This is a genomic window from Pseudoxanthomonas winnipegensis (assembly GCF_004283755.1).
Lineage (GTDB): Bacteria > Pseudomonadota > Gammaproteobacteria > Xanthomonadales > Xanthomonadaceae > Pseudoxanthomonas_A > Pseudoxanthomonas_A winnipegensis.
The window spans coordinates 244,887-269,708 of the sequence record NZ_SHMH01000005.1; the positions used below are offsets into that span (position 1 = coordinate 244,887).

General features: G+C 67.7%; 25 protein-coding genes and 1 tRNA gene. 12 read left to right on the forward strand and 14 right to left on the reverse strand.

What is annotated here, in order from left to right; translation table 11 throughout:
* Positions 1 to 142 precede the first annotated feature (142 nt).
* The 3 genes from EAT51_RS11445 to EAT51_RS11455 form a co-directional block, all read right to left on the reverse strand.
* Positions 143 to 376 carry a helix-turn-helix transcriptional regulator gene (locus EAT51_RS11445; RefSeq protein ID WP_228257900.1) on the reverse strand — a complete coding sequence of 78 codons (234 nt, stop codon included), beginning with the start codon at positions 374 to 376 and terminating at the stop codon, positions 143 to 145.
* A gap of 248 nt (positions 377 to 624) precedes the next feature.
* Positions 625 to 1,494 carry a ParB N-terminal domain-containing protein gene (locus EAT51_RS11450; protein ID WP_228257901.1) on the reverse strand — a complete coding sequence of 290 codons (870 nt, stop codon included), beginning with the start codon at positions 1,492 to 1,494 and terminating at the stop codon, positions 625 to 627.
* Positions 1,495 to 1,644: 150 nt separating this feature from the next.
* Positions 1,645 to 1,926: a helix-turn-helix domain-containing protein gene (locus tag EAT51_RS11455; RefSeq protein WP_425478189.1), complete on the reverse strand. Its 282-nt coding sequence runs from the start codon at positions 1,924 to 1,926 to the stop codon at positions 1,645 to 1,647.
* A gap of 180 nt (positions 1,927 to 2,106) precedes the next feature.
* Here EAT51_RS11455 and yecR point away from each other — a divergent pair, with 180 nt between their 5' ends.
* Genes yecR through EAT51_RS11470 form a run of 3 tightly spaced genes read left to right on the forward strand, consistent with a single transcriptional unit; the run spans position 2,107 to position 3,267 of the window.
* Entirely contained in the window at positions 2,107 to 2,400 is a 294-nt protein-coding gene (yecR, locus tag EAT51_RS20905; RefSeq protein WP_425478211.1) for a YecR family lipoprotein, read from the forward strand.
* Positions 2,401 to 2,439: 39 nt separating this feature from the next.
* Positions 2,440 to 2,862: a hypothetical protein gene (locus EAT51_RS11465; RefSeq protein WP_130518075.1), complete on the forward strand. Its 423-nt coding sequence runs from the start codon at positions 2,440 to 2,442 to the stop codon at positions 2,860 to 2,862.
* A gap of 9 nt (positions 2,863 to 2,871) precedes the next feature.
* A complete protein-coding gene (locus EAT51_RS11470) occupies positions 2,872 to 3,267 on the forward strand; it encodes a hypothetical protein (RefSeq protein ID WP_130518077.1) in 396 nt (131 codons plus the stop codon).
* Between the two features lie 18 nt (positions 3,268 to 3,285).
* Here EAT51_RS11470 and EAT51_RS11475 read toward each other — a convergent pair whose 3' ends face one another.
* The 5 genes from EAT51_RS11475 to rnd form a co-directional block, all read right to left on the reverse strand.
* Positions 3,286 to 4,509, reverse strand: coding sequence for a tyrosine-type recombinase/integrase (locus EAT51_RS11475; RefSeq protein WP_130518079.1), 1,224 nt, complete (start codon positions 4,507 to 4,509; stop codon positions 3,286 to 3,288).
* A gap of 176 nt (positions 4,510 to 4,685) precedes the next feature.
* A tRNA-Ala gene (locus tag EAT51_RS11480) sits at positions 4,686 to 4,761 on the reverse strand.
* A 115-nt stretch (positions 4,762 to 4,876) separates the two neighbouring features.
* Entirely contained in the window at positions 4,877 to 5,419 is a 543-nt protein-coding gene (locus tag EAT51_RS11485) for an Lrp/AsnC family transcriptional regulator (protein ID WP_130561640.1), read from the reverse strand.
* Between the two features lie 66 nt (positions 5,420 to 5,485).
* Positions 5,486 to 7,438, reverse strand: a complete 1,953-nt coding sequence (locus EAT51_RS11490) for a CocE/NonD family hydrolase (RefSeq protein ID WP_130561641.1) — start codon at positions 7,436 to 7,438, stop codon at positions 5,486 to 5,488.
* Positions 7,439 to 7,593: 155 nt separating this feature from the next.
* A complete protein-coding gene (gene rnd, locus EAT51_RS11495; RefSeq protein WP_130561642.1) occupies positions 7,594 to 8,679 on the reverse strand; it encodes a ribonuclease D in 1,086 nt (361 codons plus the stop codon).
* Positions 8,680 to 8,795: 116 nt separating this feature from the next.
* On the opposite strand from rnd, the gene EAT51_RS11500 reads away from it, so the two are divergent.
* Complete coding sequence (locus tag EAT51_RS11500; protein ID WP_130561643.1) at positions 8,796 to 10,673, forward strand: formylglycine-generating enzyme family protein; 1,878 nt, start codon at positions 8,796 to 8,798, stop codon at positions 10,671 to 10,673.
* 13 nt (positions 10,674 to 10,686) lie between these two features.
* Positions 10,687 to 11,592, forward strand: coding sequence for a M48 family metallopeptidase (locus EAT51_RS11505; protein WP_130561644.1), 906 nt, complete (start codon positions 10,687 to 10,689; stop codon positions 11,590 to 11,592).
* A gap of 7 nt (positions 11,593 to 11,599) precedes the next feature.
* Here EAT51_RS11505 and phbB (EAT51_RS11510) read toward each other — a convergent pair whose 3' ends face one another.
* The 4 genes from phbB (EAT51_RS11510) to gluQRS all read right to left on the reverse strand — a co-directional run bounded on the left by phbB (EAT51_RS11510) (position 11,600) and on the right by gluQRS (position 15,144).
* Positions 11,600 to 12,337 (reverse strand): acetoacetyl-CoA reductase, encoded by a 738-nt coding sequence (gene phbB, locus EAT51_RS11510; RefSeq protein ID WP_130561645.1) that lies wholly within the window; start codon positions 12,335 to 12,337, stop codon positions 11,600 to 11,602.
* A gap of 437 nt (positions 12,338 to 12,774) precedes the next feature.
* Positions 12,775 to 13,320 (reverse strand): polyhydroxyalkanoate synthesis repressor PhaR, encoded by a 546-nt coding sequence (gene phaR / locus EAT51_RS11515; protein WP_130561646.1) that lies wholly within the window; start codon positions 13,318 to 13,320, stop codon positions 12,775 to 12,777.
* 140 nt (positions 13,321 to 13,460) lie between these two features.
* Complete coding sequence (phbB, locus tag EAT51_RS11520; protein WP_130518095.1) at positions 13,461 to 14,201, reverse strand: acetoacetyl-CoA reductase; 741 nt, start codon at positions 14,199 to 14,201, stop codon at positions 13,461 to 13,463.
* A 37-nt stretch (positions 14,202 to 14,238) separates the two neighbouring features.
* Positions 14,239 to 15,144, reverse strand: a complete 906-nt coding sequence (gluQRS, locus tag EAT51_RS11525; RefSeq protein WP_130561647.1) for a tRNA glutamyl-Q(34) synthetase GluQRS — start codon at positions 15,142 to 15,144, stop codon at positions 14,239 to 14,241.
* Between the two features lie 116 nt (positions 15,145 to 15,260).
* Between gluQRS and htpX the strand changes: the two genes are divergently transcribed.
* Positions 15,261 to 16,157: a protease HtpX gene (gene htpX / locus EAT51_RS11530; RefSeq protein WP_130532063.1), complete on the forward strand. Its 897-nt coding sequence runs from the start codon at positions 15,261 to 15,263 to the stop codon at positions 16,155 to 16,157.
* An 82-nt stretch (positions 16,158 to 16,239) separates the two neighbouring features.
* On the opposite strand, the gene EAT51_RS11535 is transcribed toward htpX, so the two are convergent.
* Entirely contained in the window at positions 16,240 to 18,318 is a 2,079-nt protein-coding gene (locus EAT51_RS11535; protein WP_130532062.1) for a GGDEF/EAL domain-containing response regulator, read from the reverse strand.
* 121 nt (positions 18,319 to 18,439) lie between these two features.
* Positions 18,440 to 19,489 carry an EF-P beta-lysylation protein EpmB gene (gene epmB, locus EAT51_RS11540; RefSeq protein ID WP_130561648.1) on the reverse strand — a complete coding sequence of 350 codons (1,050 nt, stop codon included), beginning with the start codon at positions 19,487 to 19,489 and terminating at the stop codon, positions 18,440 to 18,442.
* A 105-nt stretch (positions 19,490 to 19,594) separates the two neighbouring features.
* Here epmB and efp point away from each other — a divergent pair, with 105 nt between their 5' ends.
* The 6 genes from efp to EAT51_RS11570 all read left to right on the forward strand — a co-directional run bounded on the left by efp (position 19,595) and on the right by EAT51_RS11570 (position 24,498).
* Entirely contained in the window at positions 19,595 to 20,161 is a 567-nt protein-coding gene (gene efp, locus EAT51_RS11545) for an elongation factor P (RefSeq protein WP_130518105.1), read from the forward strand.
* A gap of 28 nt (positions 20,162 to 20,189) precedes the next feature.
* Positions 20,190 to 20,855 carry a TMEM175 family protein gene (locus EAT51_RS11550; protein WP_130518107.1) on the forward strand — a complete coding sequence of 222 codons (666 nt, stop codon included), beginning with the start codon at positions 20,190 to 20,192 and terminating at the stop codon, positions 20,853 to 20,855.
* A gap of 24 nt (positions 20,856 to 20,879) precedes the next feature.
* Entirely contained in the window at positions 20,880 to 22,220 is a 1,341-nt protein-coding gene (locus tag EAT51_RS11555; RefSeq protein WP_130561649.1) for a TRZ/ATZ family hydrolase, read from the forward strand.
* 90 nt (positions 22,221 to 22,310) lie between these two features.
* Positions 22,311 to 23,021, forward strand: a complete 711-nt coding sequence (gene ubiG / locus EAT51_RS11560) for a bifunctional 2-polyprenyl-6-hydroxyphenol methylase/3-demethylubiquinol 3-O-methyltransferase UbiG (protein WP_130561650.1) — start codon at positions 22,311 to 22,313, stop codon at positions 23,019 to 23,021.
* A gap of 140 nt (positions 23,022 to 23,161) precedes the next feature.
* Positions 23,162 to 23,821: a phosphoglycolate phosphatase gene (locus EAT51_RS11565; protein ID WP_228257903.1), complete on the forward strand. Its 660-nt coding sequence runs from the start codon at positions 23,162 to 23,164 to the stop codon at positions 23,819 to 23,821.
* The gene (locus tag EAT51_RS11570; RefSeq protein ID WP_130533188.1) at positions 23,821 to 24,498 is read left to right on the forward strand and encodes a phytoene/squalene synthase family protein; all 678 of its coding nucleotides are present in this window, start codon (positions 23,821 to 23,823) and stop codon (positions 24,496 to 24,498) included. The genes EAT51_RS11565 and EAT51_RS11570 overlap by 1 nt, the downstream gene beginning before the upstream one ends.
* Positions 24,499 to 24,822 lie beyond the last annotated feature (324 nt).

Below are 24,822 nucleotides of genomic sequence, written 5' to 3' on the forward strand. Positions count from 1 at the left end.
GCAATAAAAAAGCCCGCCGATGGCGGGCTTTTTCTTGGAACTTGGTGGGCCAGGGTCTCCCGAATAATAGCCGCAACCCACTGTAATGCAAGAGGTTGTAGAGTTATAAGCTCGCCTGTTACCGCCATAGTTACCGTCAGGGTCATGCGGCTAGGCCCTGCGTGGCATCGCGTGTAGCTACTGCTGCTTCCATCCATGCGGCTACTTCGGTGGACATCCAGGCCGCGATGTTGCCACCGGGGAATTGTACTGGCTTCGGGAATTTGCCCGCAGCCGCCCAAGCATAGAGCGTGGACTTGCTTACGCCGACAGTCGCGATGACCTCGGGCAAGCGCATGAAGTGATACGGCAGCGTCGTCTGTGGTTGAGTTGTCATGGCTTCCTTGAAATGAGAAAGGCCCGCTGCGCGTGTGCGCAGAGAGCCTTGGGTAGGGAGACGCCTATCGCCGGAGTAGCCCCCATTCGATGGAGGGGCACGGGGACGGAGGGGTCTTTAGTTGTTTGAGTGAGGGGCGCGCAATTGCGCAGCAAAATTTGGTTCGACTCTCCACCAGCGAGGTGGCCGAGCCGAGCTAGTGCTCTCAGCTGTCCAGATGCAGTAGTTGCGCTGGGACAGCGGGTGGGTCAATTGGGACAAGATAGGCGTGGTGCAGGGCTGAGGCGAGCGAGCAGCTCCACGGATGCAAGTTGGTCAGTGGCATCCACTTCGTCGTTTGCCAGCATCTCTAGTGCTCTGGCGCGCACGGCTGGGGATGAGCCATCCACGAGTTTGACGATGTTGCGCGCGACCCTCTCCGCATCCCTGTCGAGCTTCTGCTGGTCAGAGCTGGGCAAGTTTGTCTGCCACGGGCTGTTGGCCTCCCGCACGTATCGCCATCTCGGCCAGCCAGTGCCAGGATCAATTGACAGTGAATTGAATTCCGTAGGAACCACGCGGGGCAGATAAGTCAGCATGCTGCTGACCGTGTTCTTGCTGATGCCAAATCGGCCTGCGACCGAGCGTAAGGACTCGCCCTTTGGAAGGTCGTTGGTGCCACGGTTCGTAAGGATGGCAAGGTACTGCCAAGCGGCATCGCGACACTGCTCTTTGTGAAGGGCAAGCGATCTGCCCGTGCAGTTCACCAGCTTCGAGACAGTAACGGCCGCGTGCCACTCCATCGGCAAGATGCTCGCGGGGATATCGTCTCGCCCTGCTTGCTTATAAGCAGTCAGGCGATGATGACCGTCAACAAGATATAAGCCTTCGGCTACCGGCGCAGGCTGCTCGATGAGTGCTATCCATACCGGATCAAGTTGCGTCTGTTCGGACGCTTCTAGCGCCAGTCGGAGGGTGGCGATGTGCTGCTCGCGGCTCTGCTCCACCCGGCCCTTGTCTCGAATTGGAACGATGCGGGCCACCCTGGGCTGCAAAGCGTCAGCGAGCCGAAGGTCGCTGGTGGGTAGAAGCTGTTGAGGGTTGCGCCTGAATTGCTCAAGCGCGGCGTCATAATTCATAGCTGGTCTCCAAATTGAGTCATGGGAGACGCGCATGGCTTGGGCTCGGCGGCATCACACCGCTGAGTTTGCTTCGTGTGCCTAGGGCAAGCGCGCCAAGAGGAGCGTTTCTCCCCTCCTAGGTGTACTGAAACGCACTGACTATATAAATCAGTCGTTTAGCGAGGTCAGTTGGAGGCTCTCAGGCCGGCTTGTCTTCGGAGGGGGAGGCTCCAGCAGAGAGGCAGGAGGTACCCCCAGCGCATCGGCGAGGCGGCAAATGTTCAATAGCGCGATGTTGCGCTGCCCGCGTTCAACCCCGCCCAGATAGCTGCGCGCAATCCCGCTCTCCAGCGCAAGGCGCTCTTGGGAGAACCCTCGGGCTCGTCTCAGCTCGGCAAGGCGGAGGCCGAACAGGGCTCGCGGATCAGTGGGCATCGCGTTATCCGGCATTTGAGAACGATGCCGGTGCAGCCTCTATCGGGCCACGCCCTATGAGTTCACCCTCTATGAGTGACAGTGGGGCAAGGTGGTCCTATCATTCGACTTGAGCGCGAGGGCTGGCTCACGGATAACGAATCTAGGACAAGGGGATCCACAGTGAAGTTGAAGCTTTGCAGCGCGGCCGGGGTCGTGCTTCTCCTCAGTGCGTGCGCCACTCACGCGGACTGGCTTGTTACCAAAGCGAGTCGCGCAGACGGCGTCGTCGCGCTTTCGTATGAGCGCAACGAGTTCCAGCGCCCCGACATGAGCGATCAGCAGGCAATCCAGCTTGCCGAGCAGAAGTGCAAAAACTGGGGATATAAGGGAGCGGAGCCGTTCGGATCGCAGAGCACGGAGTGCCTTTCACGCCGTGGCTTTGGCAACTGTGGATCAAGACGTGTCACAGTCGAGTTTCAGTGCACCGGTTCCCCAGGCCAGCAGTAGTCGCAAAACGATACAGATGCCGTCGACGCAGGAGGCGCAATGCTTGAGTTCGTGGGAACAGTCGCGATATGTGCGGCCTGTCTTTGGCTTGCGCGTTACCTCTGGAACTTCTGGAGGTTCCGCCAAAGCATCAATGCCGTTGAGGCGCTTGCTTCAGCGGTAAAGGCTAAAGCGGATTTTGTTGCTGCTAGTGCAGGGCATGATGCAGCAGAGAAGACCTATTTTATCGCAATATGCCTGAAGAGCCTCGCGAATTCTCTCAGTTATGGGAAGGTCGCAAACCCATTAATCGCTGGGACTCAGCTTGAGGTGCTGGATGGCATGATCGGATCCCCTGGCGATATGGCGTTCTACATGGATAGGCCGGTAGATTCACTTACGGATATGCGGCTGGGGCTTGTGCGTGCTCGTGAGTCATTCGTCTTGCTGCATCGTGCCATGGGAAGTAATCCTATTATTTAGGGGGGGCTTGTGTTTAATATTTTCCGTAGGAAGAGGCGGCCTGATAATGCGCTTGATGCGCTGATATTTGCAATGTATGGGAATCCCCCTCCGCCAAAGCGTGCGAATGTTGATCTTGCTGCCTCGCTAGCAGGTGACGATTTACTGGCGCGGACGATTGCTGCGAACAGCGTTCAAGAGCAGGCGCGAGCCCTAAATTCGGGGCCTGTGCCTTACTCAACTCAGGACTTGGCGCTTTCCGTCGCCCTGCATTTCTTTAAGCAGCCGCAGTTTATTCCGCATTTGAGTCACGCTCAAATTGGGGCGCGTTTAAAATCATTGCAGTGGCTGCAGCAGGGGCTAGTGGCGCCCCTGCTTGTTAAAGCATTCGAGGATGAGCTTTATTCAATTTATAAGCCGGATTGATTCATTTGTTGGCATGAGCTAAGCGGCAAGCTCTATCTTGGGCCCGTATTTGAGTGATTTGCTGTGCTTCAGCGAGTCTAGGTGATCCGCCCATTTTTGCATCATATTTTTGCGTTCATCAAGATACTGGGCTTGATTATATATTCCGCGCACGCCGGGCATTTTATGGGTTAGTGCCGACTCAATCGCATCCGGATTCCATCCGCCCATTTCATTGAGGAGAGTGCTTGCCATGTGTCGGAAGCCGTGAATGGTGCTCTCGTCCTTCTCGATGCCGCAGCGCCGTGCAGCTACAAGAATGGCGTTAGCTGACATGTGCTTGCGCGGGTCGCGCCCGCCAGGAAAAACGAACTCGCCGCGCCCGGTCAGGGGATGCAGTTCGCGCAGGATTTCAAGCGCTTGCGAGGAAAGGGCAGCGATGTGGGTGCGCTTAGTCTTGGTCACAAAATAGCGCCATTGGCCCGCATGCAGGTCCAACTCGCTCCATCGCATCCGAACAAGTTCGCCGGGTCGAGCGAAGAGTAATGGGGCTAGTCGCAGTGCGCTACGAACAACGGGTCTGCTGGTGCTGCTGTCGATTTTCTTAAGGAGGGCAGTTGCCGCTGTCGGAGTCGTTGCGGAGGCGAATGGCATAGGGCGCCACGGCGTCAGCGCTCCCTTTAGTGCTCCTGTTGGATCGCCGTCAGCTCGCCCGGTCCTCACGGCATAACGAAAGACCGCTCCGCAGGTCTGTAGAGCGCGGTGGGCAGTTTCGATGGCCCCTCGCTGCTCGATTCGCTCAAGGTGCTTCAGCAGCTCTGAGGCTGTGATGGCTCCGACTGGACGGGCACCGATCCAAGGGAAGATGTCGCTTTCCAAGCGTCGGATGATCTTGTCCGCATACTGGACGCTCCAATCTTTCTGCTGCTTGGCGAACCATTCGCGGGCTACGACCTCGAAGCTGTTCGCTGCTGCGGCCTCTCCGGCGGCTCGGATAGCCTTCCGCTGTTCGCCGGGATCGATCTTGGCCGCAAGTTGGCGGCGTGCTTCTGCAAGCCGTTCGCGCGCGTCTGCGAGGCTTACCTCTGGGTAGGTGCCGAACGAGAGCGTATTGCGCTTGCCGGTGATTGGGCGTCGGTAGTCATAGCGCCACCAGCGTGCGCCATCCGGGCGCAGCAGTAGATACAGGCCGTTGCCATCGCGCAGTTTCTGAGGCTTATCAGCTGGTTTGGTTTTGCGGATGGCGGTATCGGTGAGAGGCATTGGGCAGCTCCTTGACGGTAACAGGCTAAGGGAGTGCCCCGGCTACCGCCAAATCTACCGCCTCTTACCGCCGGATTTGGCTGGTCTAGGCTGGACTTCGCTGGATACAAAAAAGGCCGGGAAGCCCTTAGAATAAGGTCTTTCCAGCCTTGGTCGCACCGTCTAGGACGGAAATTTGGTGGAGCCAGGGAGGATCGAACTCCCGACCTCGTCATTGCGAACGACGCGCTCTCCCAGCTGAGCTATGGCCCCAAGGGGAGCGCCATTCTAGCGATGCGCCTGCGGATTGCCAACCGGTCTGCGTGCGATCGCCGGGCGATAGCGCGGAGGCGTTCCGGGGCGGACCGGACACGCGCCTTGCTGGCGCTCAGCCCTCCCGCGGCGGGTCCAGGGCGGGCAGGGGGCGCTCGCCCGGGGCGCGGATGGCCTTGGTGACCACGTAGGTGGAGTAGCGGGCGATGCCCAGGTCCTCGCGCAGCAGTTGCTCCATGAAGGCCTGGTACTGGGCGATGTCGCTGCACTCGATCATGGCGATGTAGTCGATGCCGCCGCCGGTGGCGTAGCAGAACGCCACTTCCGGGGCGTCGGCCATGCGCTGGGCGAAGGTGCGCATCGAGGCGGCGGTGTGCTGGCCCAGCACGATCTGCACCAGCACCTGGCTGGTCTTGAACAGGCGTTGCCAGTCGATCACCGCGCGGTAGCCGCGGATCAGGCCGGCGGCCTCGAGCTTGCGCACGCGCTCCCAGGTCGGCGTGATCGACAGGCCGATCTCGCTGGCCAGGGTGGACTTGGTCACGCGCGCCTGGCGCGAGAGGATCTGCAGGATCCTCAGGTCGTCCTGATCCAGGCGCAGGCCCGGATCGATGCGCAGCGGCCGGGCGGCCGCCTCGGGGGGGACATCGGAAGACATGCGGGGGATGCTAGCGTCGGCTTGCGCAAGGGCACGGCGGCGTCGAATCGACGCCGCCGTGTTGCATCACTTGATGCCGCTGACCACCGGCAGCAGCACCGAACTGGCCTGCGCGCCGCCCAGCTTCACGCTGATGGTGGCCTCGCGGTAGTCCTTGGGCTGGGCCAGGAAGATGTTGGGCACGAAGGTCTGCGGATTGAGGTCGTACAGCGGGAACCAGCTCGACTGGACCTGCACCATCACCCGGTGCCCGGGCAGGAAGGTGTGGTTGGCCACGGGCAGGTCGAAGCGGATCGGCACGGTGGTGTTGGACGGGATCGCGCTGGGGTGCTCCAGGCTCTCGCGATAGCGCCCGCGCAGGATGTCGGCCGAGACCATCAGCTGGTAGCCGCCCAGCTTGGGATCGTCCGGCACCACGTCCGGATAAACATCGACCAGCTTGACCACGAAGTCGCCGTCGCTGCCGGTCGTGGACAGGCGCAGGTCCACCTTGGGCGTGCCGCTGATGCGCAGCGGCGCGTCCAGCACCTCGGTGACGAAGGTCAGCACGTCCGGGCGGGCGGCGGCCTGGCGCTGGTCGCTGACCAGCCAGCTCGGCCACGGGTTGTCGTCGTAGCCGGTGGCCGGCAGCGGCCGGGGCAGGAAGGGCACGGGGTTGGACGGATCGGACACGTATTCGTCGCTGCCGGCGGTGGCCTGCGCATCGAACCCCGCGGTGCCGTTGTCCTTCAGATACAGCGGCTGCTCGGCGATGCGGCAGCCCGAGGCACAGCCCTGCGGCCAGGACTTCAGGTGCTCCCAATGGTTCTCGCCGGTGCGGTAGACGGTGACCGGCGAGACCTGCATCGGCGGCGCGTCGTCCATCAGATAGTGGTCCAGGAACGGGCGCAGCACCTCGCGGCGGAAGGTCGCTGCGGTGTCGGTGTCGAACTTGATCGCGCCCAGGTGGGTGCCGTCCTCGCGCTGGCCGCCATGGTTCCACGGGCCCATCACCAGGAACACCTTGTCGTTGCGCGTGTCCTTGGGTTCCAGCGCCGCGTACACGGCCATGTCGCCGTAGATGTCTTCCTGGTCCCACAGGCCGTGCACCAGCATCACCGGGATGCTGAGCGGCTCCTTGGCGAGCAGCTTGTCCACCGCCTGTTCCTGCCAGAAGGCGTCGTAGGACGGGTGCGCCAGCAGCTTGCGGAAGAAGCCGAGCTGGTCCATGCCGCGGCGCTTGCCGATCAGGCCGGCCGCGCCGCCCTTGAGGTAGAAGTCGTAGTCGTCGGCGTCGGTCTGGATCCAGTGGATGGTGTTGCCGCGCGTGGCCTCCTGCTCGTAGATGTAGGGCAGGTTGGTCTGGCGGAAGGCGCCGTTGTGGAACCAGTCGTCGCCGCGCCAGCCGTCGACCATCGGGTTCATCGGGATGGCCACCTTGAGCGCCGGATGCGGATGGAACAGCGCCATCAGGCTGGTGAAGCCGTCGTAGGAGATGCCCAGGATGCCGACCTTGCCGTTGGACTCGGGCACGTTCTTGGACAGCCAGTCCACCGTGTCCCAGGTGTCGGTGGAATGGTCGACGTTGCTGTCGTTGAGCGGGCCGATCTGCGGCCGGTTCATGACGTAGTCGCCCTCCGAGCCGTACTTGCCGCGGATGTCCTGGACCACGCGGATGTAGCCGTGCTTGTTGAACAGCTCGGGGAAGTTGTCGTAGCCCTGCAGCACGGCGGCCAGGCGGTTGCTCTTGGCCAGCGTGGTCATGCCATCGGCGTCGTAGGGCGTGCGGGTGAGCAGCATCGGCGCGCGATGGGCGCCCTTGGGCACCAGGATGACGGTATGCAGCTTGACCCCGTCGCGCATCGGGATCTCGACCTCGCGGCGGACGAAATCCGCCTCCGGGTCGTCGGGCACGACGAAGTGCGCGGGGCGATCGGGCTCGGGCTTCTGCTGCGCCAGCAGCGTCGGCATGGCCAGCAGCGCGGACAGCAACAGCGTGGTGCTGGCGAAGAACAAGGCAGGACGGTGCAACCGAGACATTAGCTTCTCCGAGGCGGGCGACGGGGCGTCCCGCGCCGGGCTCGCATTCGCAGCGCGAGGCCGCGCGTGCGAAGGACCGGTCCGGAGGACGTCGTAGCGTAGCGCCTGGCCTGCTGGCGCGATAGCGGGATTCGCGCTCTCGGACGGGCCTGCCGTCAGGCCCGTGGCGAGGCCAGCAACGGCGCCAGCACCGGTTCGAGCTGGGCGCGGCGCCAGCCTTCCAGCGCAGCCGGCCACTGGCCGTGCTCCATCAGCGCCTCCAGCCAGCGGCGCGAGGCGAGGATGCCGTCGGGCAGGCCGAGCGCGGCCGAGTGCGCGGTCACGGCGTCCTGCAGCTTCTTCAGGCGCTGCTTGTCCTGGTCGCCGTTCTTCGCCAGCGGGGCGTCGGCTTCGTCCGGCAGCGGCGTGGACAGGGCCTGCCAGAGCGCGTCGGCCAGTTTGCGCGGCGACTTGGGCTGGCGTTCGAGCCAGTCGATCAGCGCCTCGCGCGAGGCCATGGGCGTGCGCGCCAGGGTCACGGCCAGCTCGTTGTCCAGGATCCAGCTCTTGGGCCGGTCGCTGGCGCGCGCCTGCGCCTCGCGCCAGCGCAGCAGCCGCAGCAGGCGATGCTGCGCCGGCGCATCGAGGAACTGCGCGCTGCGCAGCGCCAGATGCGGCCAGCGCTCGCCGCCATCGTCCTCGCCCTGGGCGATCAGCCGTGCGCCATCGGCCTGCAGCCACTCCAGCCGGCCCAGCGCCTGCAGCTTCTCGGTCAGCGCCGCGTACAGCGCGCCAAGGTGGACCACATCGTCGGCCGCGTATTCCAGCTGCGCGGGACTGAGCGGGCGCTTGAGCCAGTCCGAGCGGGTCTCGCCCTTGGCCAGGGTGACCCCGGTGATCTGCGCCACCAGCTTCTGGTAGCCCATGCCGCCGCCGATGCCGGCCAGCGCCGCGGCGATCTGGGTGTCGAACAAGGGCGAGGGCAGCACGCCGCAGGCGCAGCGCAGCGCGATCAGGTCCTCGCTGGCGCTATGCATCACCTTGACCACGCCAGAATCGGACAGCAGCGGCGCCAGGGCCTGCGGCATGCCGGGCACCAGCGGGTCGACCAGCAGGATGGTGTCGCCGATGGCGATCTGGACCAGGGCCAGCTGCGGCCAGAAGGTCTTCTCGCGGATGAATTCGGTGTCCAGGCCCACCCAGGCGGGCAGCTGCTGCAGGTGCGCTCGCAGCGCGTCGGGGGTGTCGATCCAGAGGGGCACGCGGGTCTCGAGGTTGGGAACCAGGGGGGGCGCCCCGTCGCGCAGGCTTGCACACGCCTTGGCGCGGTTGGGGCGACAATAGCCTAACGTCCCCGGCCATCGGCCGCCTTTGGATCATGACGGGAGGAACCTTGCGGCGATTCGCCCCGGCGCTGCTGGCGCTGCTGCTGACAGCCTGCGACCGCGCGCCCGAGCCCGCCGCGCGGCCGGCCGCGCCCGTGGCCAGCCCGGCCCCCGCGTCCGGCCAGGCGCCGGCGCGCATGCCCAGCGTGACCATCAGCGACAGCAACGGCGATGCCGCGCTGAACTGGTCGCCGCCCGCGCTGGCGCTGGAGCCGGGCCAGGTGCGCCAGGCGCGCCGCGAGGCCGCCGCCGCGCTGCGCGCGGGCGACCTGTTCGAACAGCCGCGCGATGCCATCCCGCTGTACCTGGCGCTGCTGCGCCTGAATCCCAGCGACGCGGTCGCCAAGCGCGGCCTGGCCAACGCCGGCACCGCCCTGCTGGCCCAGGGCCGGCGCGCGGTCGCCGCCGCCCAGGACGATCCGGAGGCGCTGGCGCGCGCGGTGCGCATCGCCGCGGTGGTGCGCACCGTGCTGGCGCAGGATCCGCGCGCCGAACCGTATCTGGAGCAGGTCGATCTGGCCGAGCAGCTGGCCCGGCTCAACGCCACCGGCGAGAGCCAGCTGCGCCAGGGCCTGCTGGGCGAGGGGGGCAAGGATGGCGCGCTGAGCACCTTCCGCGCCGTGCTGGCGCAGGCGCCGGACCAGCCGCGCGCCCTGCAGGGCATGGCGGCCACGGAGAGCGCCTTCATCCGCCGCGCCGAGGACGCCGCGCGCGCCGGCGACTTCGACGAGGCCGCCCGCTGGATGGGCTTCGCCAACGGCGTGCGCGAGGACGCGCAGACGGTCAAGGACGGCTACGCGCGCATCGAAGCCGAGCGCACCCGCCAGATCGCCGCGCTGCGCGACGCCGGCGTGGACGATCTGGTCTCGCCGCTGGGCCTGAAGGACGCGCGGCAGAAGCTGGAAGCCGCCCTGCGCATCGCCCGGCCGGGCGATCCGGTGGCCGCCGACCTGCGCCAGCGCATCGATCTGGCCACGCACTACGGCCTGTTCCGGCCCGGCCAGTCCTTCACCGATGCCATGCGCGGCGGTGGCCGCACGCCGGTGATGGTGGTGGTGCCGCATGGCGCCTTCCGCATGGGCGCCGACGAGGACGAGCCGGGCGCGTCCGAGGCCGAGCAGCCGGCGCATTACGTGCGCTTCGACCGCGGCTTCGCCGTCTCGCGCACGGCGGTGACGGTGGGCCAGTACCGTCGCTTCGTGCAGGCCACGCAATACCGGTCGCGGGCGACGCGGCGCGGGCATTCGATCGTCTACGACGAGCGCAGCGGCAACTTCGTGCGCCGCAGCGGCGTGGACTGGCAGTCCGACTACGCCGGCGCCAAGGCGGCCGACGACATGCCGGTGCTGCACGTCAGCGTGCGCGACGCGGAGGCCTACGCCGACTGGCTGGCCGAGCAGACCGGGCACGCCTACCGCCTGGCCTCGGAGGCCGAGTTCGAATACATCCTGCGCGCCGGCAGCCAGGGGCGTTATTCGTGGGGCAACTCGACCCCGCCGCCGGCGGGCGTGGGCAACCTGACCGGCGGCAACGACGTCTCGCCCAGCGGTCGCCACTGGGGCAACGCCTTCGTCGGCTACGGCGATGGCTGGTGGGGCCCGGCGCCGGTGGCCACGTTCAAGCCGAATGCCTGGGGGCTGTACGACGTAGGGAGCAACATCAGCGAGTGGGTCGCCGACTGCTGGCACGCCAGCTTCCGGCGTGCGCCGGGCGACGGCGCGGCGTGGTTCAATCCCGGCTGCCGGGCCCGGGTGATCCGGGGAGGCGGGTGGGCTTCCTCGCCGCAGCAGGCGCGGGCGGCGTGGCGTGCCTCGCAGGACTCGGACATGACCAGTGCGCGGGTAGGCTTCCGCGTGGTGCGCGGCATCTGACAAGGATCAAGGCATGAATGCGGCTTATGGCAATGGGGGCATGCAGCGGCGGCGCGGATTCGGGATCCGCTGGTGGATCCTGTTGCTGTTCGCCGGCTATGCGGCGTTTCAGTGGATCTCCAGCCGCCAGACCGATCCTTACACCGGCCAGGACGCGCATTACGGCGCCACGCCCAGCGAGGAATCCGAGCTCGGCGTGCAGGCCTACCAGCAGGTGCTGGGCGAGGCGCGCCAGCAGGGCGCGCTGCTGCCGGCCAGCGACCCGACCAGCCAGGAAGTGGCGACCATCGCCCAGCGCCTGATCGCGCGCGTGCCGCAGGTGGCGGCCGACCTGGCCAAGCAGCACGACCAGCCGGCGCCGGACCTGTCCGGCTACGACTGGCAGGTCAGCGTGCTGCGCTCGGACGAGGCCAATGCGTTCTGCCTGCCGGGCGGCAAGATCGCCGTCTACACCGGGCTGTTCCCGATCGCGCAGACGCGCGATGCGCTGGCGGTGGTGATGGGGCACGAGATCGCCCACGCGCTGCTGCGCCACAGCTCCCAGCGCATGGCCCAGCAGAAGCTGGTGCAGATGGGGCAGGTGGCCGCCGGCATGTCCGGCATGGACCAGCAGACCATGGCCGCGCTGGGCGCCGGCGTGCAGTACGGCATGGTGCTGCCCTACGGCCGCAACCACGAATCGCAGGCCGACGAGGTCGGCCTGATGCTGGCCGCGGCGGCCTGCTACGACCCGCAGCAGGCGATCCCGCTGTGGGAGCGCATGTCCCAGCTGGGCGGCGGCGAGCGTCCGCCGGAGTTCGCCTCTACCCACCCCGACCCGTCCAACCGCATCGCTCGCCTGCAGCAGCTGATGCCCGAGGCCGAACAGTTCCGCGCCCGCTACTGCGGCGGCCAGCCGGCGAGCGACCAGCCGCTGTAGCGCGTCTTCAGAAGCCCATGTACAGCCCGCCGTTGACCGGCAGGTTGGCGCCGGTGATGTAACCGGCCGCGTCCTCGGCCAGGAAGCGCACCGCGCGGGCGATGTCCTCCGGCTCGCCCAGCCGGCCTACCGGCACCAGGCCCGTGGTGCGCTGCAGGACCTCGGCCGGCATGGCCGCCGTCATCGGTGTGCGCACATAGCCCGGGGACACGCTGTTGACCGTGACGCCCTTGGAGGCGACCTCGCGCGCCAGCGACATGGTCAGCCCATGCAGGCCGGCCTTGGCCGCCGCGTAGTTGGCCTGGCCGAAGTTGCCGGTCTGGCCGCTGACCGAGCTGATGTTGACGATGCGGCCATGGCCGCGCTCGACCATGCCGGCGACGGCGTGGTGGCACAGCTGGAAGGCGCTGGTCAGATTGACCTGCAGGACCGCGTTCCACTGCGCCAGGTCCATCTTGCGCAGGGTCGCATCGCGGGTGATGCCGGCATTGTTGACCAGGATGTCCAGCGCGCCGTGCGTGGCCTGGACGCGGGCGATCAGCTGCGCGCATTGCGCATCGTCGCCGACATCGGCCGGTTCGAAGGCCACGCGCCCGTCGGTGGCCGCCTGGAAGGCCTCAAGGCGCGCAGGCTCGGCCGGCAGGTCGGTGGCGATGACGGTGTGGCCGGCCTCGGTCAGGGCGCGGCAGATCGCCGTGCCCAGGCCGCCGATGCCGCCGGTCACCAATGCGATGCGTGGAGTCATGGATGCAGGATCGATGAAGGACAGCGCGCAAGGATACTCCGCAGGCTTGCGGCCCCGTCTGTGCGGGTCTTGTCTTAGTGATGCGGCAATCCATGCTGCGCAGCATGGCGCGGGGTAGAGCAATACCGAAGGCGTCGCCTTCCTGCCCTCAGTCGCATTCACCGCGAGGCCGCGATCAATGCGAGGCCTGCCTGATTAATCGCTGAGATTCGTACAGGCACCCTGAGCAGATAGCGCTTGCTGCGCGTGCCGCCTGGTTATTGCTTGAAGAAATCCGGCTCGCGAGCTCGGCGTTGCGGGAGTGCGCGACGCACGAATGACTTGAGCCGTATTGCCGGCGCCATCGCTGCCGGTCGGATCTGACGCCGCGGGCCAGGCCGGGGCGTCGGTCGGTCGAAGCGGATCGGCCGCTTCGCAGTGCGAAAAACGCCGCGCTTTTAGCGGCGCGTGGACTTGCTGGAGCTCTCGCGCGTCGTCGGGCCATCCTTCGCGCCGTTGCTGCCGCCCGTGCCGGTCGTGGAAGTCGGACGCGTGGGCCCACGGCTCAGGCCGCTGGTGAGATTGCGCTGGAAGTCCTGCCAGATCTCCAGGTTACGCTCGGTGAGCTGGTTCATCATCGCCCACGGCGTCTGACCCAGCAGGTTGCCCATCTGCTGGCGGAACTGCGCCTGCTGGTCCATGAACATCTGCATCGAGCGCTCCAGGTAGTTGCCCATGAAGCCCTGCAGCGAATCGCCGTAGAAACGGATGATCTGGCTGAGCAGCTGGGTGGACAGCAGCGGCTCGCCGTCCTGCTCCTGGTCGCTGATGATCTGCAGCAGCACCAGGCGGGTCAGGTCCTCACCGCTCTTGGCGTCGCGCACTTCGAACTCTTCGCCATCGACGATGAGCTGGCGCACGTCCTCGATGGTGATGTAGCTGGAGATTTCGGTGTCGTAGAGACGACGGTTGGGGTACTTCTTGATGATCCGGATCGCAGCCATGGAGCAGTCACCTCAATCAATGTGCGCGGAGCATGCGCCCGGGTTTTTTGCGGCGCAACCATACTTTGGGAGCGTTTGGGGTGTGGAGTGGCACTGTCGGGCGAGGCCGCCCGGGCACGCGCCGGGCACCCTGGTCGGACTCACCAGCCCATGTACTGACCACCGTTGGCCGACAGGTTGGCGCCGGTGATCCAGGCCGCCTCCTCGGCCACGAAAAAGGCCACCGCATAGGCGATGTCCTCGGGCGAACCCAGACGGCCGGTGGGGATCTGGGCCACGATCTTGTTGCGGATCTCCTCGGGCACGGCCATCACCATCTCGGTGGCGATGTAGCCGGGCGAGACGGTGTTGACGGTGACGCCGAACTGCGCGTTCTCCTGCGCCAGGGAGATGGTGAAGCCATGCATGCCGGCCTTGGCCGCGGCGTAGTTGGCCTGGCCGTACTGGCCCTTCTGGCCGTTGATCGAGCTGATCTGCACGATCCGGCCCCAGCGCCGGGCGCGCATGCCGGCGATCACCGGCCGGGTCATGTTGAACACCGAGGACAGGTTGGTGTCGATCACCTCGTTCCACTGCGCCGCGTCCATCTTGTGGAAGGTGGTGTCGCGGGTGATGCCGGCGTTGTTGATCAGGATGTCGACCGGCCCCAGCGTCGCGGTGACCTCATCGACCATGGCCTGCGCCTGCTCGGGATAACGCACGTCGCCCTGCACCAGGGCGATGTCCACGCCCTCGTCGGCCATGCGCTGCTGCCAGGTGCGGGCGCGCACCGGGTCGCGGTAGTTGGTGGCCACCCGATGGCCCAGACCCGCCAGCTTGCGGCAGATGGCCGTGCCGATGCCGCCGGTCCCGCCGGTAACCAGTGCAACGCGAGGAGTCATGGAGAAGTGCATCTAAGGAGGCAAGGGGCTGGCGATTCTAGTCAGCACCTGCAGCATTTTTGTTGTGCGGCGCAGCATGGATTCCCGCAGAAGCGGGCAGGCGCGCGGGGTCGAAGCCATGCTGCGCCGCATGCAGCAGCGTGTCCACCGTCTCGGCCCCCTCCAGCACGCTCGCCGCCTGGCCCAACTGGACCCAGGCCGAACGCAGCGCGGGCAGCAGGTTGTCGGCGTCCAGGGCCTGCGCGCCTTTGGATTTGGACAGCTTGTGCCCGTGGGCATCCAGCAGCACCGGCAGGTGCAGGTAGCGCGGCGTGGGCAGGCCCAGCGCCCGCTGCAGCAGGATCTGGCGCGGCGTGGAGTCCAGCAGGTCGGCGCCGCGCACGATATCGGTCATGCCCTGGTCCGCGTCGTCCACCACCACCGCCAGCTGGTAGGCCCAGGGCCCGTCGGCGCGGCGCAGGACGAAGTCGCCGACCACGCGCCCGACCTCCTGGCGCTGCGGGCCCTGCAGGCCGTCGTCGAAGGTGACAATGCAGTCACCGGGTACGCGCAGCCGGATGGCCGGATCGGGCCGCCGGGCCCGGGCGACGCACTGGTGATGGACCCCGCCGGTGGCAGCCAGGTCGGCGCGGCTGCAGTGGCATTCGAAGGCCAGCCCGCGCGACAGCAAGCGCTCGAGCGCGACAGCGTAGGCATCGCCGCGCGTGTGCTGCCAGCGCACCGGTCCATCGCTGCGCAGGCCGAGTTTTTCCAGCAATTGCAGCTGTGACTGCGCGGCGCCGGGGACTTCGCGCGGCGGGTCCAGGTCCTCGATCCGCACCCACCACTGCCCGCCGGCGTGGCGCGCCAGCAGCCAGCTGCCGAACGCGGCCAGCAGCGAGCCGGCGTGCAGCGGGCCGGTGGGCGAGGGCGCGAAGCGGCCGCGGTAGGAGCTTGATGACATTGACGAAATCGACGCGCAATCGCTGAACAACCGGTCAGCCGGCAGCTTGAAGTCAAACCGGGGCGTCCACAAGATTCATCTCGTTCCCCCTCATTCCTCTTTCCCTGGAGTCGACCGTGTTTACCCGCATCGCATTGTTCCTGCTGACCAACCTGGCCGTGTTGGCCCTGGCCAGCGTTGTGATGTCCCTGCTTGGGGTCAATTCGGCCAGCATGGCCGGCCTGCTGGTGATGGCCGCGCTGTTCGGCTTCGGCGGCTCGATCATCTCGCTGCTGATGTCCAAGTGGATGGCCAAGCGCGCCACCGGCGCGATGGTGATCGAAACCCCGCGCAACGAGGCCGAGCAGTGGCTGCTGGAGACCGTGCGCCGCCAGGCCCAGGCCGCCGGCATCGGCATGCCCGAGGTGGCCGTGTACGAGGCGCCGGAGATCAACGCCTTCGCCACCGGCGCCAACCGCAACAACGCGCTGGTGGCCGTGTCCACGGGCCTGCTGCGGCAGATGAGCCGCGACGAGGCCGAGGCCGTGCTGGGCCACGAGGTCAGCCACGTCGCCAACGGCGACATGGTGACCATGGCCCTGCTGCAGGGCGTGCTGAACACCTTCGTGATCGTGCTGGCGCGCGTGGTCGGCGGCGTGATCGACAGCTACCTGTCGGGCAACCGCGAAGGCAACAGCCGCGGCTTCGCCTATTACATCATCGTGTTCGCGCTGGAGATGGTGCTGGGCCTGTTCGCCACGATGATCGCGATGTGGTTCTCGCGTCGCCGCGAGTTCCGCGCCGACCACGGCGGCGCCACGCTGGCCGGCCGGCAGAAGATGATCGCCGCGCTGGAGCGCCTGCAGGCCAACCACAGCACCAGCACGCTGCCGGCGCAGGTGGAGGCCTTCGGCATCGCCGGTGGCATGGGGCAGGGCCTGAAGAAGCTGTTCCTCAGCCACCCGCCGCTGCCCGAGCGCATCGCCGCCCTGCGTGCCGCGCAGGTCCAGCAGCGCGCCGGCACGGTGATGTAAGCCGGCTGCCCGCCATGCTTGGCAACGAAAAGCCCGCCTTTCGGCGGGCTTTTCGCATCCTGCGGCGCCTTCGCTGTAGCCTTCAGGCGTTGAAGTCGAAGCTCATCTCCGGCATCGCGTTGGCGACGAACGAGCCTTCCACGTAGTCCAGCCCGGCGCCGAACAGCAGCGACATCGTCCCCGGGTCCTGCACGTGCTCGGCGATGGTGGTGATGCCGTCGCGCTGCGCGCGTGCGGTGATCTCGCGGATCTTGTCCTGGTTCTCGGCCACGCGGGTGTGGTCCTGGGTGAAGCTGCGGTCCAGCTTGAGGAAGGCCGGGGTGAAGTGCGCCAGTAGCTGGAACGAGTCCAGCCCGGTGCCGAACTGTTCCAGCCCGACCTTGCAGCCCAGGCGCGCCGCCGACTGCAGCAGCTCCTGCGCCGCGCGCAGGTGGGTGAAGACCTTGGCCTCGGTGGTCTCCAGCCAGAGCCGCTCGCCCGGCAGCCCGGTGGCGGCCAGTTCGTGGGCGATGGTCTCCACCAGGCGCGTATCGCCGAAGGAGGCCTGGCTGATCTTGACCATCATGCGCGTGGGGCGCCCGGCGCGTTCGCGCGCGGCCAGTGCGGCGATGGCCGCGCGCACCACCCAGCGGTCGATGTCGGCCAGCAGCCCGGCTTCCTCGGCGATGGCCAGGAAGGTCACCGGCTTGATCCGCTCGCCGCTGCCGTTGTCCAGGCGCAGGAAGCCTTCGTAGAAATCGCCCGGCGCGCCGAGCAGCGGGATGATCGGCTGGTAGTGCAGGGCGAAGCCGCTGCCGGTCAGCGCCTCGCGCACCAGGTCCAGGATGCGCTGGGCGTACTCGGCCTCGGCGCGGTCCACCGCGGCCGGGTCGAAGATCAGCACGCCGTTGCCGCCGACGCTGGCCACCGACTGCAGGTTCTCGCTGGCCCGCGCCAGCACCTGGCTGACGCTGGCGATCTTCTCGCCGATCTGCACGCCGCCCACGCTCAGGGTGGCGGTCACCGCGTGGCTGCCGATCTCGAACACATGCGCGGCGAAGCCGGCGCGCAGGCGCTCGGCTAGCGCCGCGGTGTCGGCATGGCTGCAGTGGCACAGCACGGCGAAGCCGTGTTCGCTGAAGCGGGCGGCGACCATGCCTTCGCCGATCAGGCTGGAGAAGCGCGCCGCCATCGCCGCGATCAGCGCATCGGCCGAGCCCAGCCCGATGTCCGGCAGCAGGCGCGCGTAGTGATCCGGTTCGACCAGCAGCAGGCCGTACTGCTGCTCGCCTTGCCCGACCTGGGCCACGGCATCCTCGAGCGCGTGCAGGAAGGTGGGGCGGTTGAGCAGGCCGGTGACCACGTCGCGCTGGCGCAGGTCCTCGACCTCGCGCGCCAGTTCGGTATCCAGCTCGCGGCGGCGGAACACCACCTGCACGCAGGCCTCGCCCTCGTAGGTGGCGGTGGCGAACTCCATCACCGCCGGGAAGGCCTCGCCGTCGAGCGTGCGCGCCTCGCACTCGTAGCGCGGCGGGGGCGGCTCGCCCTTGCCGATGCGCTTGAGCAGCTGCTTGAAGTCTTCCACATCCTTGGGCGCGATCAGGTCCAGCAACGACAGACCCTCGATGTCCTCGAAGGAGGCGAATCCGAACATGTCCAGATACGCATCGTTGGCGCGGATGTGCATGCCTTCGTGCACATAGGCGATGGGATCGCGCGAGGAGGCGATCAGCGCATCGCAGCGGCGCTCGGTCTCGCGCAGCTGGGCCTCCAGGCGGCGCAGGCCGCGGCGAGCCTCCAGGTCCTCCCATTCGGCGCGCAGCACGCTGAGCAGGTGATCGGGACGCGAGCGCACGGCGACCGCGCTGGCGCCGTTGATCAGGTCGTCCACGACCGAAGGCGTGCCGGAGGCATCGACCATCACCACCACCGGGATGTCCTTGCCGACGGCGGCGACCTGCTCCAGCACCGCGGAGACCGGGAGGGTGCGGGCGGTCTTGGCCACCAGGATTAGGTCGACCGGCTGGCTGGCCAGCTGCTGGACCAGTTCCTCCGCATCCAGCGGGCGCAACGGCCGCACGGCGATGCCGTCGTTGCGGAACGTGCTGACCACGCCCTCGGCCGCCTCACCGCTGTCGTCGATGATCATCAGCCGCACGGGCGTGTCTTTGCCGATCTGCATGGCGCTTCGTGCTGGGAGCGGGGGACGGCGTTTAATACAGCATGGTCACCGGAGCGTCCATCCTGACCATCGGCTGGCTTGCGGATTCGTGAAGGCCGTCCTGTGCTACGGCCGCGCGCGCTCAGCGCAGCGGGCGCTTGCCGGTGTCGCCCGGGATCTCGCGCACCAGGCGCGGCACCAGGTAGCCGGACAGGCGCGCGGCCAGCTCGGCATGCAGCGCCAGCGCGGTGGCGTCGTCCACCTCGAAGTGGGCCACGCCCTGCACACGGTCGAGCTGGTGCAGGTAGTAAGGCAGCACGCCGGCGGCGAAGCCGCGTTCGGACAGCGCAGCCAGCGCATCGACGCTGTCGTTGACGCCGCGCAGCAGCACCGCCTGGTTGAGCAGGGTCGCGCCGCTGCCGCGCAGCGCGGCCAGGGCCGCATCGACGCTGGCATCGAACTCGTTGGCGTGGTTGGCGTGCAGGACGAAGGCCACCGGCCAGGGCAGCGCGCCCAGCCACTGCAGCAGGGCGGCATCGACGCGCTCGGGCAGGACCACGGGCAGGCGGCTGTGGATGCGCAGGCGCTTGAGGTGCGGCACCTGGCGCAGGGCATCGGTCAGCTCGGCCAGCTTGGGCGTAGACAGCGACAGCGGGTCGCCGCCGGACAGGATCACCTCGTCGATGCTCGCATCCTCGCGCACCCGGGCGATGGCCTCGGCCCAGTGGTCGCGCGCGGCGGTCTCCTCGCCATACGGGAAGTGCCGGCGGAAGCAGTAGCGGCAGTGGATCGCGCAGCTGCCGGTGGCCACCATCAGGGCGCGGCCCTGGTACTTCTGGATCACGCCGGTGGCCGAGCGCGCGGCCGCGTCGCCGACCGCGTCCAGGCCGAAGCCGGGCAGCAGGCGCAGTTCCTGGTCCAGCGGCAGGACCTGGCGCAGCAGCGGGTCGTGCGGGTCGCCGTGGCGCATGCGCGCCACGAAGCCTTCGGGCGCCAGCAGCGGGAACTGCGCCGCGGCCTGCTGCGAAACCCCCAGCGCGGCCGCGTGCAGGCCCAGCCGCGTGAGCAGTTCGCCCGGATCGCGCACGGCCCGACGCAGCGCCTGCTGCCAGCCCGAAGGCTGCAGCGGCGCGGGGGCGGTGGCGCTGGCGGCGGGGGCCGGCTGTCTGGAAAGGGGTGCTGCAGGTATCATGAGCGTTTGAACGAAGCATGCGCTCGCCGGTTGCGGCGGGCGTCCCCATTGTATCCGGCCGCTCGCGCATGGCGGCGGGTCTGTCTTATCTCCAGGAGTTTGCCCATGGCCACCTACGGCATGAACGACGTCAAGAACGGGATGAAAATCCTGGTCAACAACGAACCCGCCATCATCACCGAGACCGACTACGTCAAGCCCGGCAAGGGCCAGGCGTTCACCCGCATGCGCTTCCGCCTGATCCGCTCGGGCCGCGTGCAGGAACTGACCCTCAAGAGCACCGACTCGATCGAGGCCGCCGACGTGGTCGATACCGACATGCAGTACCTGTACAACGATGGCGAGTACTGGCACTTCATGCAGCAGGAGACCTTCGAGCAGGTGCAGGCCGACGAGGCCGGCGTGGGCGATGCCAAGAAGTGGCTCAAGGGCGAGGAGGCCTGCGTGGTGACCCTGTTCAACGGCAACCCGATCCAGGTCACGCCGCCGAACTTCGTCGAGCTGAAGATCACCGAGACCGATCCGGGCGTGAAGGGCGACACCGCCGGCACCGGCGGCAAGCCGGCCACCCTGGAGACCGGGGCGGTGGTGCGCGTGCCGCTGTTCGTGGGCACCGACGAGATCATCAAGGTCGACACCCGCACCGGCGAGTACGTCAGCCGGGTGAAGTAACTCCCATCCAGCGCGCAGGGAGCGTCGCATGCAGGATCTTGGCTTGGTGCAGGAACAGCAGGGCGATGCCCCGGCGCGCGCGGATGTGTTTCCGCACGACCGGGTGGTGTTCTTCAGCGATGCGGTCTTCGCCATCGCCATCACCCTGCTGGCCATCGAGCTCAAGCTGCCCGACGCGGAAATGGTCGAGCGCCTGGGCGAGGGCGCGGCGAACGGCCATACGCTGGCGCTGTTCATCGCCTACTTCGTCAGCTTCCTGGTCACGGCCACCTTCTGGATGAGCCATATGCAGACCTGGCGCCACGTGCGCCATGTCAGCGGCCGGCTGGTGTGGGGCACGATCTGGCAGCTGATGTTCGTGGCGCTGATGCCGTTCGCCACGCGCGAGTACTCCGAGTCGGTCAGCAGCGCCTCGCCCGGGCGCTTCGCCTTCTACGCGGTGGTCTTGGCGACGATCTCCTTCTTCGGCTTTCTCACCCGGGTGTGGGTGGCGCGGCAGGAGTCGCTGGCCGAGCGCCTGGGCGCGGCCCAGGCGCGTTGGTTCGTGGTGCGCAGCACGGTGTCGATCGCGGTGTTCCTGCTGGCGATCCCGCTGGCCTACCTGTGGCCCAACCCGTACTCGGCGTTCTTCTTCATGCTGATCTGGCCCGCTTCGTTCCTGACCCGGCGCCTGATGCTGGGCAAGGCCGGCTGATCCTCTTTGGTAACCAAGGCACCCGTGAATCCGTCCGACGTTGAATCCTGCGACCTGTTGATCGAAGCCGGCTATGTGGTGCCGGTCGAACCGCACGCGATGGTGCTCGAGCAGCACGCCGTGGCCATCACCGACGGGGCGATCGTGGCCATCGCGCCGATCGCGCAGGCCCGCACGCGCTTTGCCGCCAAACAGGTCGTGCAGCGGCCCGAGGCTGCGCTGATCCCGGGCCTGGTGAACGCCCACACGCACAACCCGATGACCCTGCTGCGCGGCATCGCCGACGACCTGCCGCTCAAGGTCTGGCTGCAGCAGCACATCTGGCCGGTGGAAGGCGCGGTGATGGGGCCGGAGTTCATCGCCGACGGCATCACCCTGGCGATCGCCGAGATGCTGCGCGGCGGTACCACCTGCGTCAACGAGAACTACTTCTTCCCCGACGTGCAGGCGGCCACCTACAAGCACCATGGCTTCCGCGCGCGCATCGGCCTGCCGGTGATCGACTTCCCCACCGCCTGGGCCAGCAGCGACGACGAGTATTTCGACCGTGCCGGGCAGGTCCACGACCAGTGGCGCGACGATCCGCTGATCGCCACCGCGTTCGCGCCGCATGCGCCGTATACGGTCAACGACGCCAACTTCGAGCGGGTGCGCATGCTGTCCGACCAGCTCGACGTGCCGGTGCACCTGCATCTGCATGAGACGGCGCAGGAGGTGGAGCAGTCGCTCAAGGAATACGGCCAGCGCCCGATCGCGCGCCTGGACCGCATGGGCCTGATCAACGACCGCCTGATCGCCGTGCACATGACCCAGCTGACGGAAGGCGAGATCCACCTGTGCGCCGAACGCGGCGTGTCGGTGGTGCACTGCCCGGAATCCAACCTCAAGCTCGCCTCCGGCTTCTGCCCGGCCTGCGCGCTGGCCCGCGCCGGAGTGAACCTGGCCATCGGCACCGACGGCTGCGCCTCCAACAACGACCTGGACATGTTCGGCGAGACCCGCACCGCGGCGATCCTGTCCAAGGCCGTGGCCCAGGACGCGGTGGCGCTGGACGCCTTCGCCGCCCTGCGCGCGGCCACGCTGGGCGGGGCCAGGGCGATCGGCTTCGACCATCTGGTCGGCACGCTGGAGGTGGGCAAGCAGGCCGACATCGCCTGCGTGGACCTGTCCGCGCTGGAGACCCAGCCGCTGCACCACGTCGTCTCCCAGCTGGTCTACGCCACCGGCCGCCACCAGGTCACCGATGTGTGGATCGCCGGGCGCGAACGCCTGGTCGACCGCCAGCCGGTCGGGATCGACATGGCCGGCGTGGTCGCCAACGCGCGCCAGTGGCGCCAGCGCATCGCCGGCCTGCATCCGGCCTGACCCCTCACGCTCCCTGATGCGGCCCTTGCGCATGCTGGCCGCTGTTTCCCGCGGCCCCACGGCCGCGAGGCCTTCGAAAAGGAACGCGCCATGACCCCCGCATCCAACGCCAATTTTCACCAGGCCGAGCTGGACAAGTTCGGCGCCCTGGCCACCCGCTGGTGGGACCCGGACGGCCCGCAGAAGGCGCTGCACGCGCTCAACCCGGTGCGCCTGCAGTACGTCGCCAGCCGCCTGCCGCTGGCCGGCAAGCGCGTGCTGGACGTGGGCTGCGGCGGTGGCCTGCTGAGCGAGGCGCTGGCCGCGGCCGGCGCCCAGGTGGTCGCCATCGACCTGGCGCCCGAGCTGCTGAAAGTCGCGCGCCTGCACAAGCTCGAATCCGGCGTGGAGGTGGACTACCGGCAGATCGCCGTCGAGGCGCTGGCCGAGGAGAAGCCGGAAAGTTTCGATGCCATCACCTGCATGGAGATGCTCGAACACGTGCCCGATCCGGGCGCGGTGATCGACGCCTGCGCGCGCCTGCTTAAGCCCGGCGGCCAGCTGTTCATGTCCACGCTCAACCGCACCCCGGCCGCGTTCGCGCTGGCGGTGGTCGGGGCCGAGTACATCGCCAAGCTGCTGCCCAAGGGCACGCACCGCTATGCCGATTTCATCAAGCCGGCCGAACTGGCCGCCTGGGCGCGCGCCAGCGGCCTGCAGATGCGCGATGTCAGCGGCCTGGTCTACGAGCCCTGGCGCAGCGCCGCCCGCCTGAGCCGGCGCACCGAAGTGAACTACCTGGCGTGCGCGGCGAAGGCATGAGCGCCGGGACCGGGGACCGGGGACCGGGGACCCGGGAAAGCAGAGCGACCACTTCCGAAGGGAGCGGGCATGGTCCGACGCGGGGAACTGCGCTTTCCCCGGGTCCCCGGTCCCCGGTCCCCGGTCCCGGCTTTCCGCCTGTGGCGTTGTTCGACCTCGACGGCACGCTGCTGGACAGCGCGCCGGACATGCTGGCCACGGTCAACCGGATGCTGGCCGCGCGCGGCCGGGCGCCGATGGTGTTGGCCGACATCCGGCCCCACGTGTCCAAAGGCTCGAGGGCGATGTGCGGGGCGGCGTTTCCCGAACTATCGCCGCAGGCGCGCGAGGCGCTGGTGCCGGAGTTCCTGCAGGTCTATGCCGAGGAGCTGGGCCGGCATGGCGCCCCGTTCGACGACATCGAGACGATGCTGGCGGCGCTGGAGGCCCAAGGCAGCCGCTGGGGCATCGTCACCAACAAGCCCGAGGGCCTGGCTCGCGACCTGATGCCGCTGCTGGGCTGGCAGACGCGCTGTGCCGTGCTGATCGGCGGCGACACGCTGGCCGAGCGCAAGCCGCATCCGCTGCCGTTGCAGGAGGCCGCGCGCCTGCTCGGCGCGCGCATCGACGATTGCGTCTATGTGGGCGACGACGCGCGCGATATCCAGGCCGCGCGCGCCGCCGGCATGCCCGCGATCGCCGCGCTGTGGGGCTATCGGCTGGACGACGACGATCCGGTCAGCTGGCAGGCCGAGGTAATGCTCGACACGCCGGCGCAGCTGCTGGACCCCGCGCATTGGCCGCAGGTCGGCGGGCGCTGATGTCCACCGCCCTGGACAGCTTCCTGGACAAGTGGCGTGCCCGCTGGCCCGAGTGGCCGCTGGTGCAGGCCTTCGTGCCCGCCGCGCAGCGACCGCTGGCAGAGGCCTGGTTCGCGCTGCTGCAGGAGCTGTTCGATGCGATGAACATCGCCGGCGATCCGCTGCCTGCCGATGCCAAGCTGGCCTGGTGGGGCGAGGAGCTGCGCGACTGGTCGCGCAGGCGTTCGCGCCATCCACTCGGCCGCGTGCTGGAGCCGGTGCCGGCGCCGTGGGAGGTGCTGGCCGATGCGCTGCCAGGGCTGACCCTGATGCGCTCGTTGCCCGAATCGCCCGATGCTGCGCTGCCGCTGGTGATGCCGCTGGCCAATGCGATCCAGCAGGTTGAGGCGGCGCTGTTCCCCGGCGCGCGCAGGGTCAACGCACTCGAGCCGATGGCCGCGCAGCTGCTGTTCCTGCGCTGGATGGAAGTCCCGCCGCACGCCGATACCTTCGCCTGGCGCGATGCGCTGCTGGCCCGCTGGCCCGCGCGTGTGGACGGACCGCGCCCCCGGCGCCTGATCGCCGCGCTGCTGCGCCTGCGCCTGGCCAACCTGCATGCCGATGCGCAGGGCAGCACGCCGGCGAGGCCCGCCAGGCTGGTGTGGACTGCGTGGCGCGCGGCGCGTGGCGGTCACTGAAGCCGCGATTGCGGTAATCGCTGCCGCGCGACGCTCGGTACATCAGGTCAATCGAGAGAATTCGATTGTCGTTTCCGCGAAGGCGGGAACCGAGTGTCTTGGCTTCGGCTTGCGAAAAGTCCATGGATTCCCGCGTTCGCGGGAATGACGGACCTTTTTCTGATCGTTCGCGATACTGGCTTTTAGACAGTGGGTCGTTTGGGCGCAGACCGTGTCCGCGTCCATCGAGCGATAGAGGATCTGCACAGTGATCGCCTAAACCCGTCATTCCCGCGAACGCGAGAATCCATGGACGTTGCACCCCGGTCGTCAGGAGCACAGGCC

Bases quoted from the DNA above. Each gene is read 5' to 3' on its own strand.
- EAT51_RS11445 (WP_228257900.1), bottom strand. From the start codon at position 376: ATGACAACTCAACCACAGACGACGCTGCCGTATCACTTCATGCGCTTG.
- EAT51_RS11450 (WP_228257901.1), bottom strand. From the start codon at position 1,494: ATGAATTATGACGCCGCGCTTGAGCAATTCAGGCGCAACCCTCAACAG.
- EAT51_RS11455 (WP_425478189.1), bottom strand. From the start codon at position 1,926: ATGCCGGATAACGCGATGCCCACTGATCCGCGAGCCCTGTTCGGCCTC.
- EAT51_RS11465 (WP_130518075.1), top strand. From the start codon at position 2,440: ATGCTTGAGTTCGTGGGAACAGTCGCGATATGTGCGGCCTGTCTTTGG.
- EAT51_RS11475 (WP_130518079.1), bottom strand. From the start codon at position 4,509: ATGCCTCTCACCGATACCGCCATCCGCAAAACCAAACCAGCTGATAAG.
- EAT51_RS11485 (WP_130561640.1), bottom strand. From the start codon at position 5,419: ATGTCTTCCGATGTCCCCCCCGAGGCGGCCGCCCGGCCGCTGCGCATC.
- EAT51_RS11490 (WP_130561641.1), bottom strand. From the start codon at position 7,438: ATGTCTCGGTTGCACCGTCCTGCCTTGTTCTTCGCCAGCACCACGCTG.
- EAT51_RS11500 (WP_130561643.1), top strand. From the start codon at position 8,796: ATGACGGGAGGAACCTTGCGGCGATTCGCCCCGGCGCTGCTGGCGCTG.
- EAT51_RS11505 (WP_130561644.1), top strand. From the start codon at position 10,687: ATGAATGCGGCTTATGGCAATGGGGGCATGCAGCGGCGGCGCGGATTC.
- phbB (WP_130561645.1), bottom strand. From the start codon at position 12,337: ATGACTCCACGCATCGCATTGGTGACCGGCGGCATCGGCGGCCTGGGC.
- phaR (WP_130561646.1), bottom strand. From the start codon at position 13,320: ATGGCTGCGATCCGGATCATCAAGAAGTACCCCAACCGTCGTCTCTAC.
- phbB (WP_130518095.1), bottom strand. From the start codon at position 14,201: ATGACTCCTCGCGTTGCACTGGTTACCGGCGGGACCGGCGGCATCGGC.
- gluQRS (WP_130561647.1), bottom strand. From the start codon at position 15,144: ATGTCATCAAGCTCCTACCGCGGCCGCTTCGCGCCCTCGCCCACCGGC.
- EAT51_RS11535 (WP_130532062.1), bottom strand. From the start codon at position 18,318: ATGCAGATCGGCAAAGACACGCCCGTGCGGCTGATGATCATCGACGAC.
- epmB (WP_130561648.1), bottom strand. From the start codon at position 19,489: ATGATACCTGCAGCACCCCTTTCCAGACAGCCGGCCCCCGCCGCCAGC.
- efp (WP_130518105.1), top strand. From the start codon at position 19,595: ATGGCCACCTACGGCATGAACGACGTCAAGAACGGGATGAAAATCCTG.
- EAT51_RS11550 (WP_130518107.1), top strand. From the start codon at position 20,190: ATGCAGGATCTTGGCTTGGTGCAGGAACAGCAGGGCGATGCCCCGGCG.
- ubiG (WP_130561650.1), top strand. From the start codon at position 22,311: ATGACCCCCGCATCCAACGCCAATTTTCACCAGGCCGAGCTGGACAAG.
- EAT51_RS11570 (WP_130533188.1), top strand. From the start codon at position 23,821: ATGTCCACCGCCCTGGACAGCTTCCTGGACAAGTGGCGTGCCCGCTGG.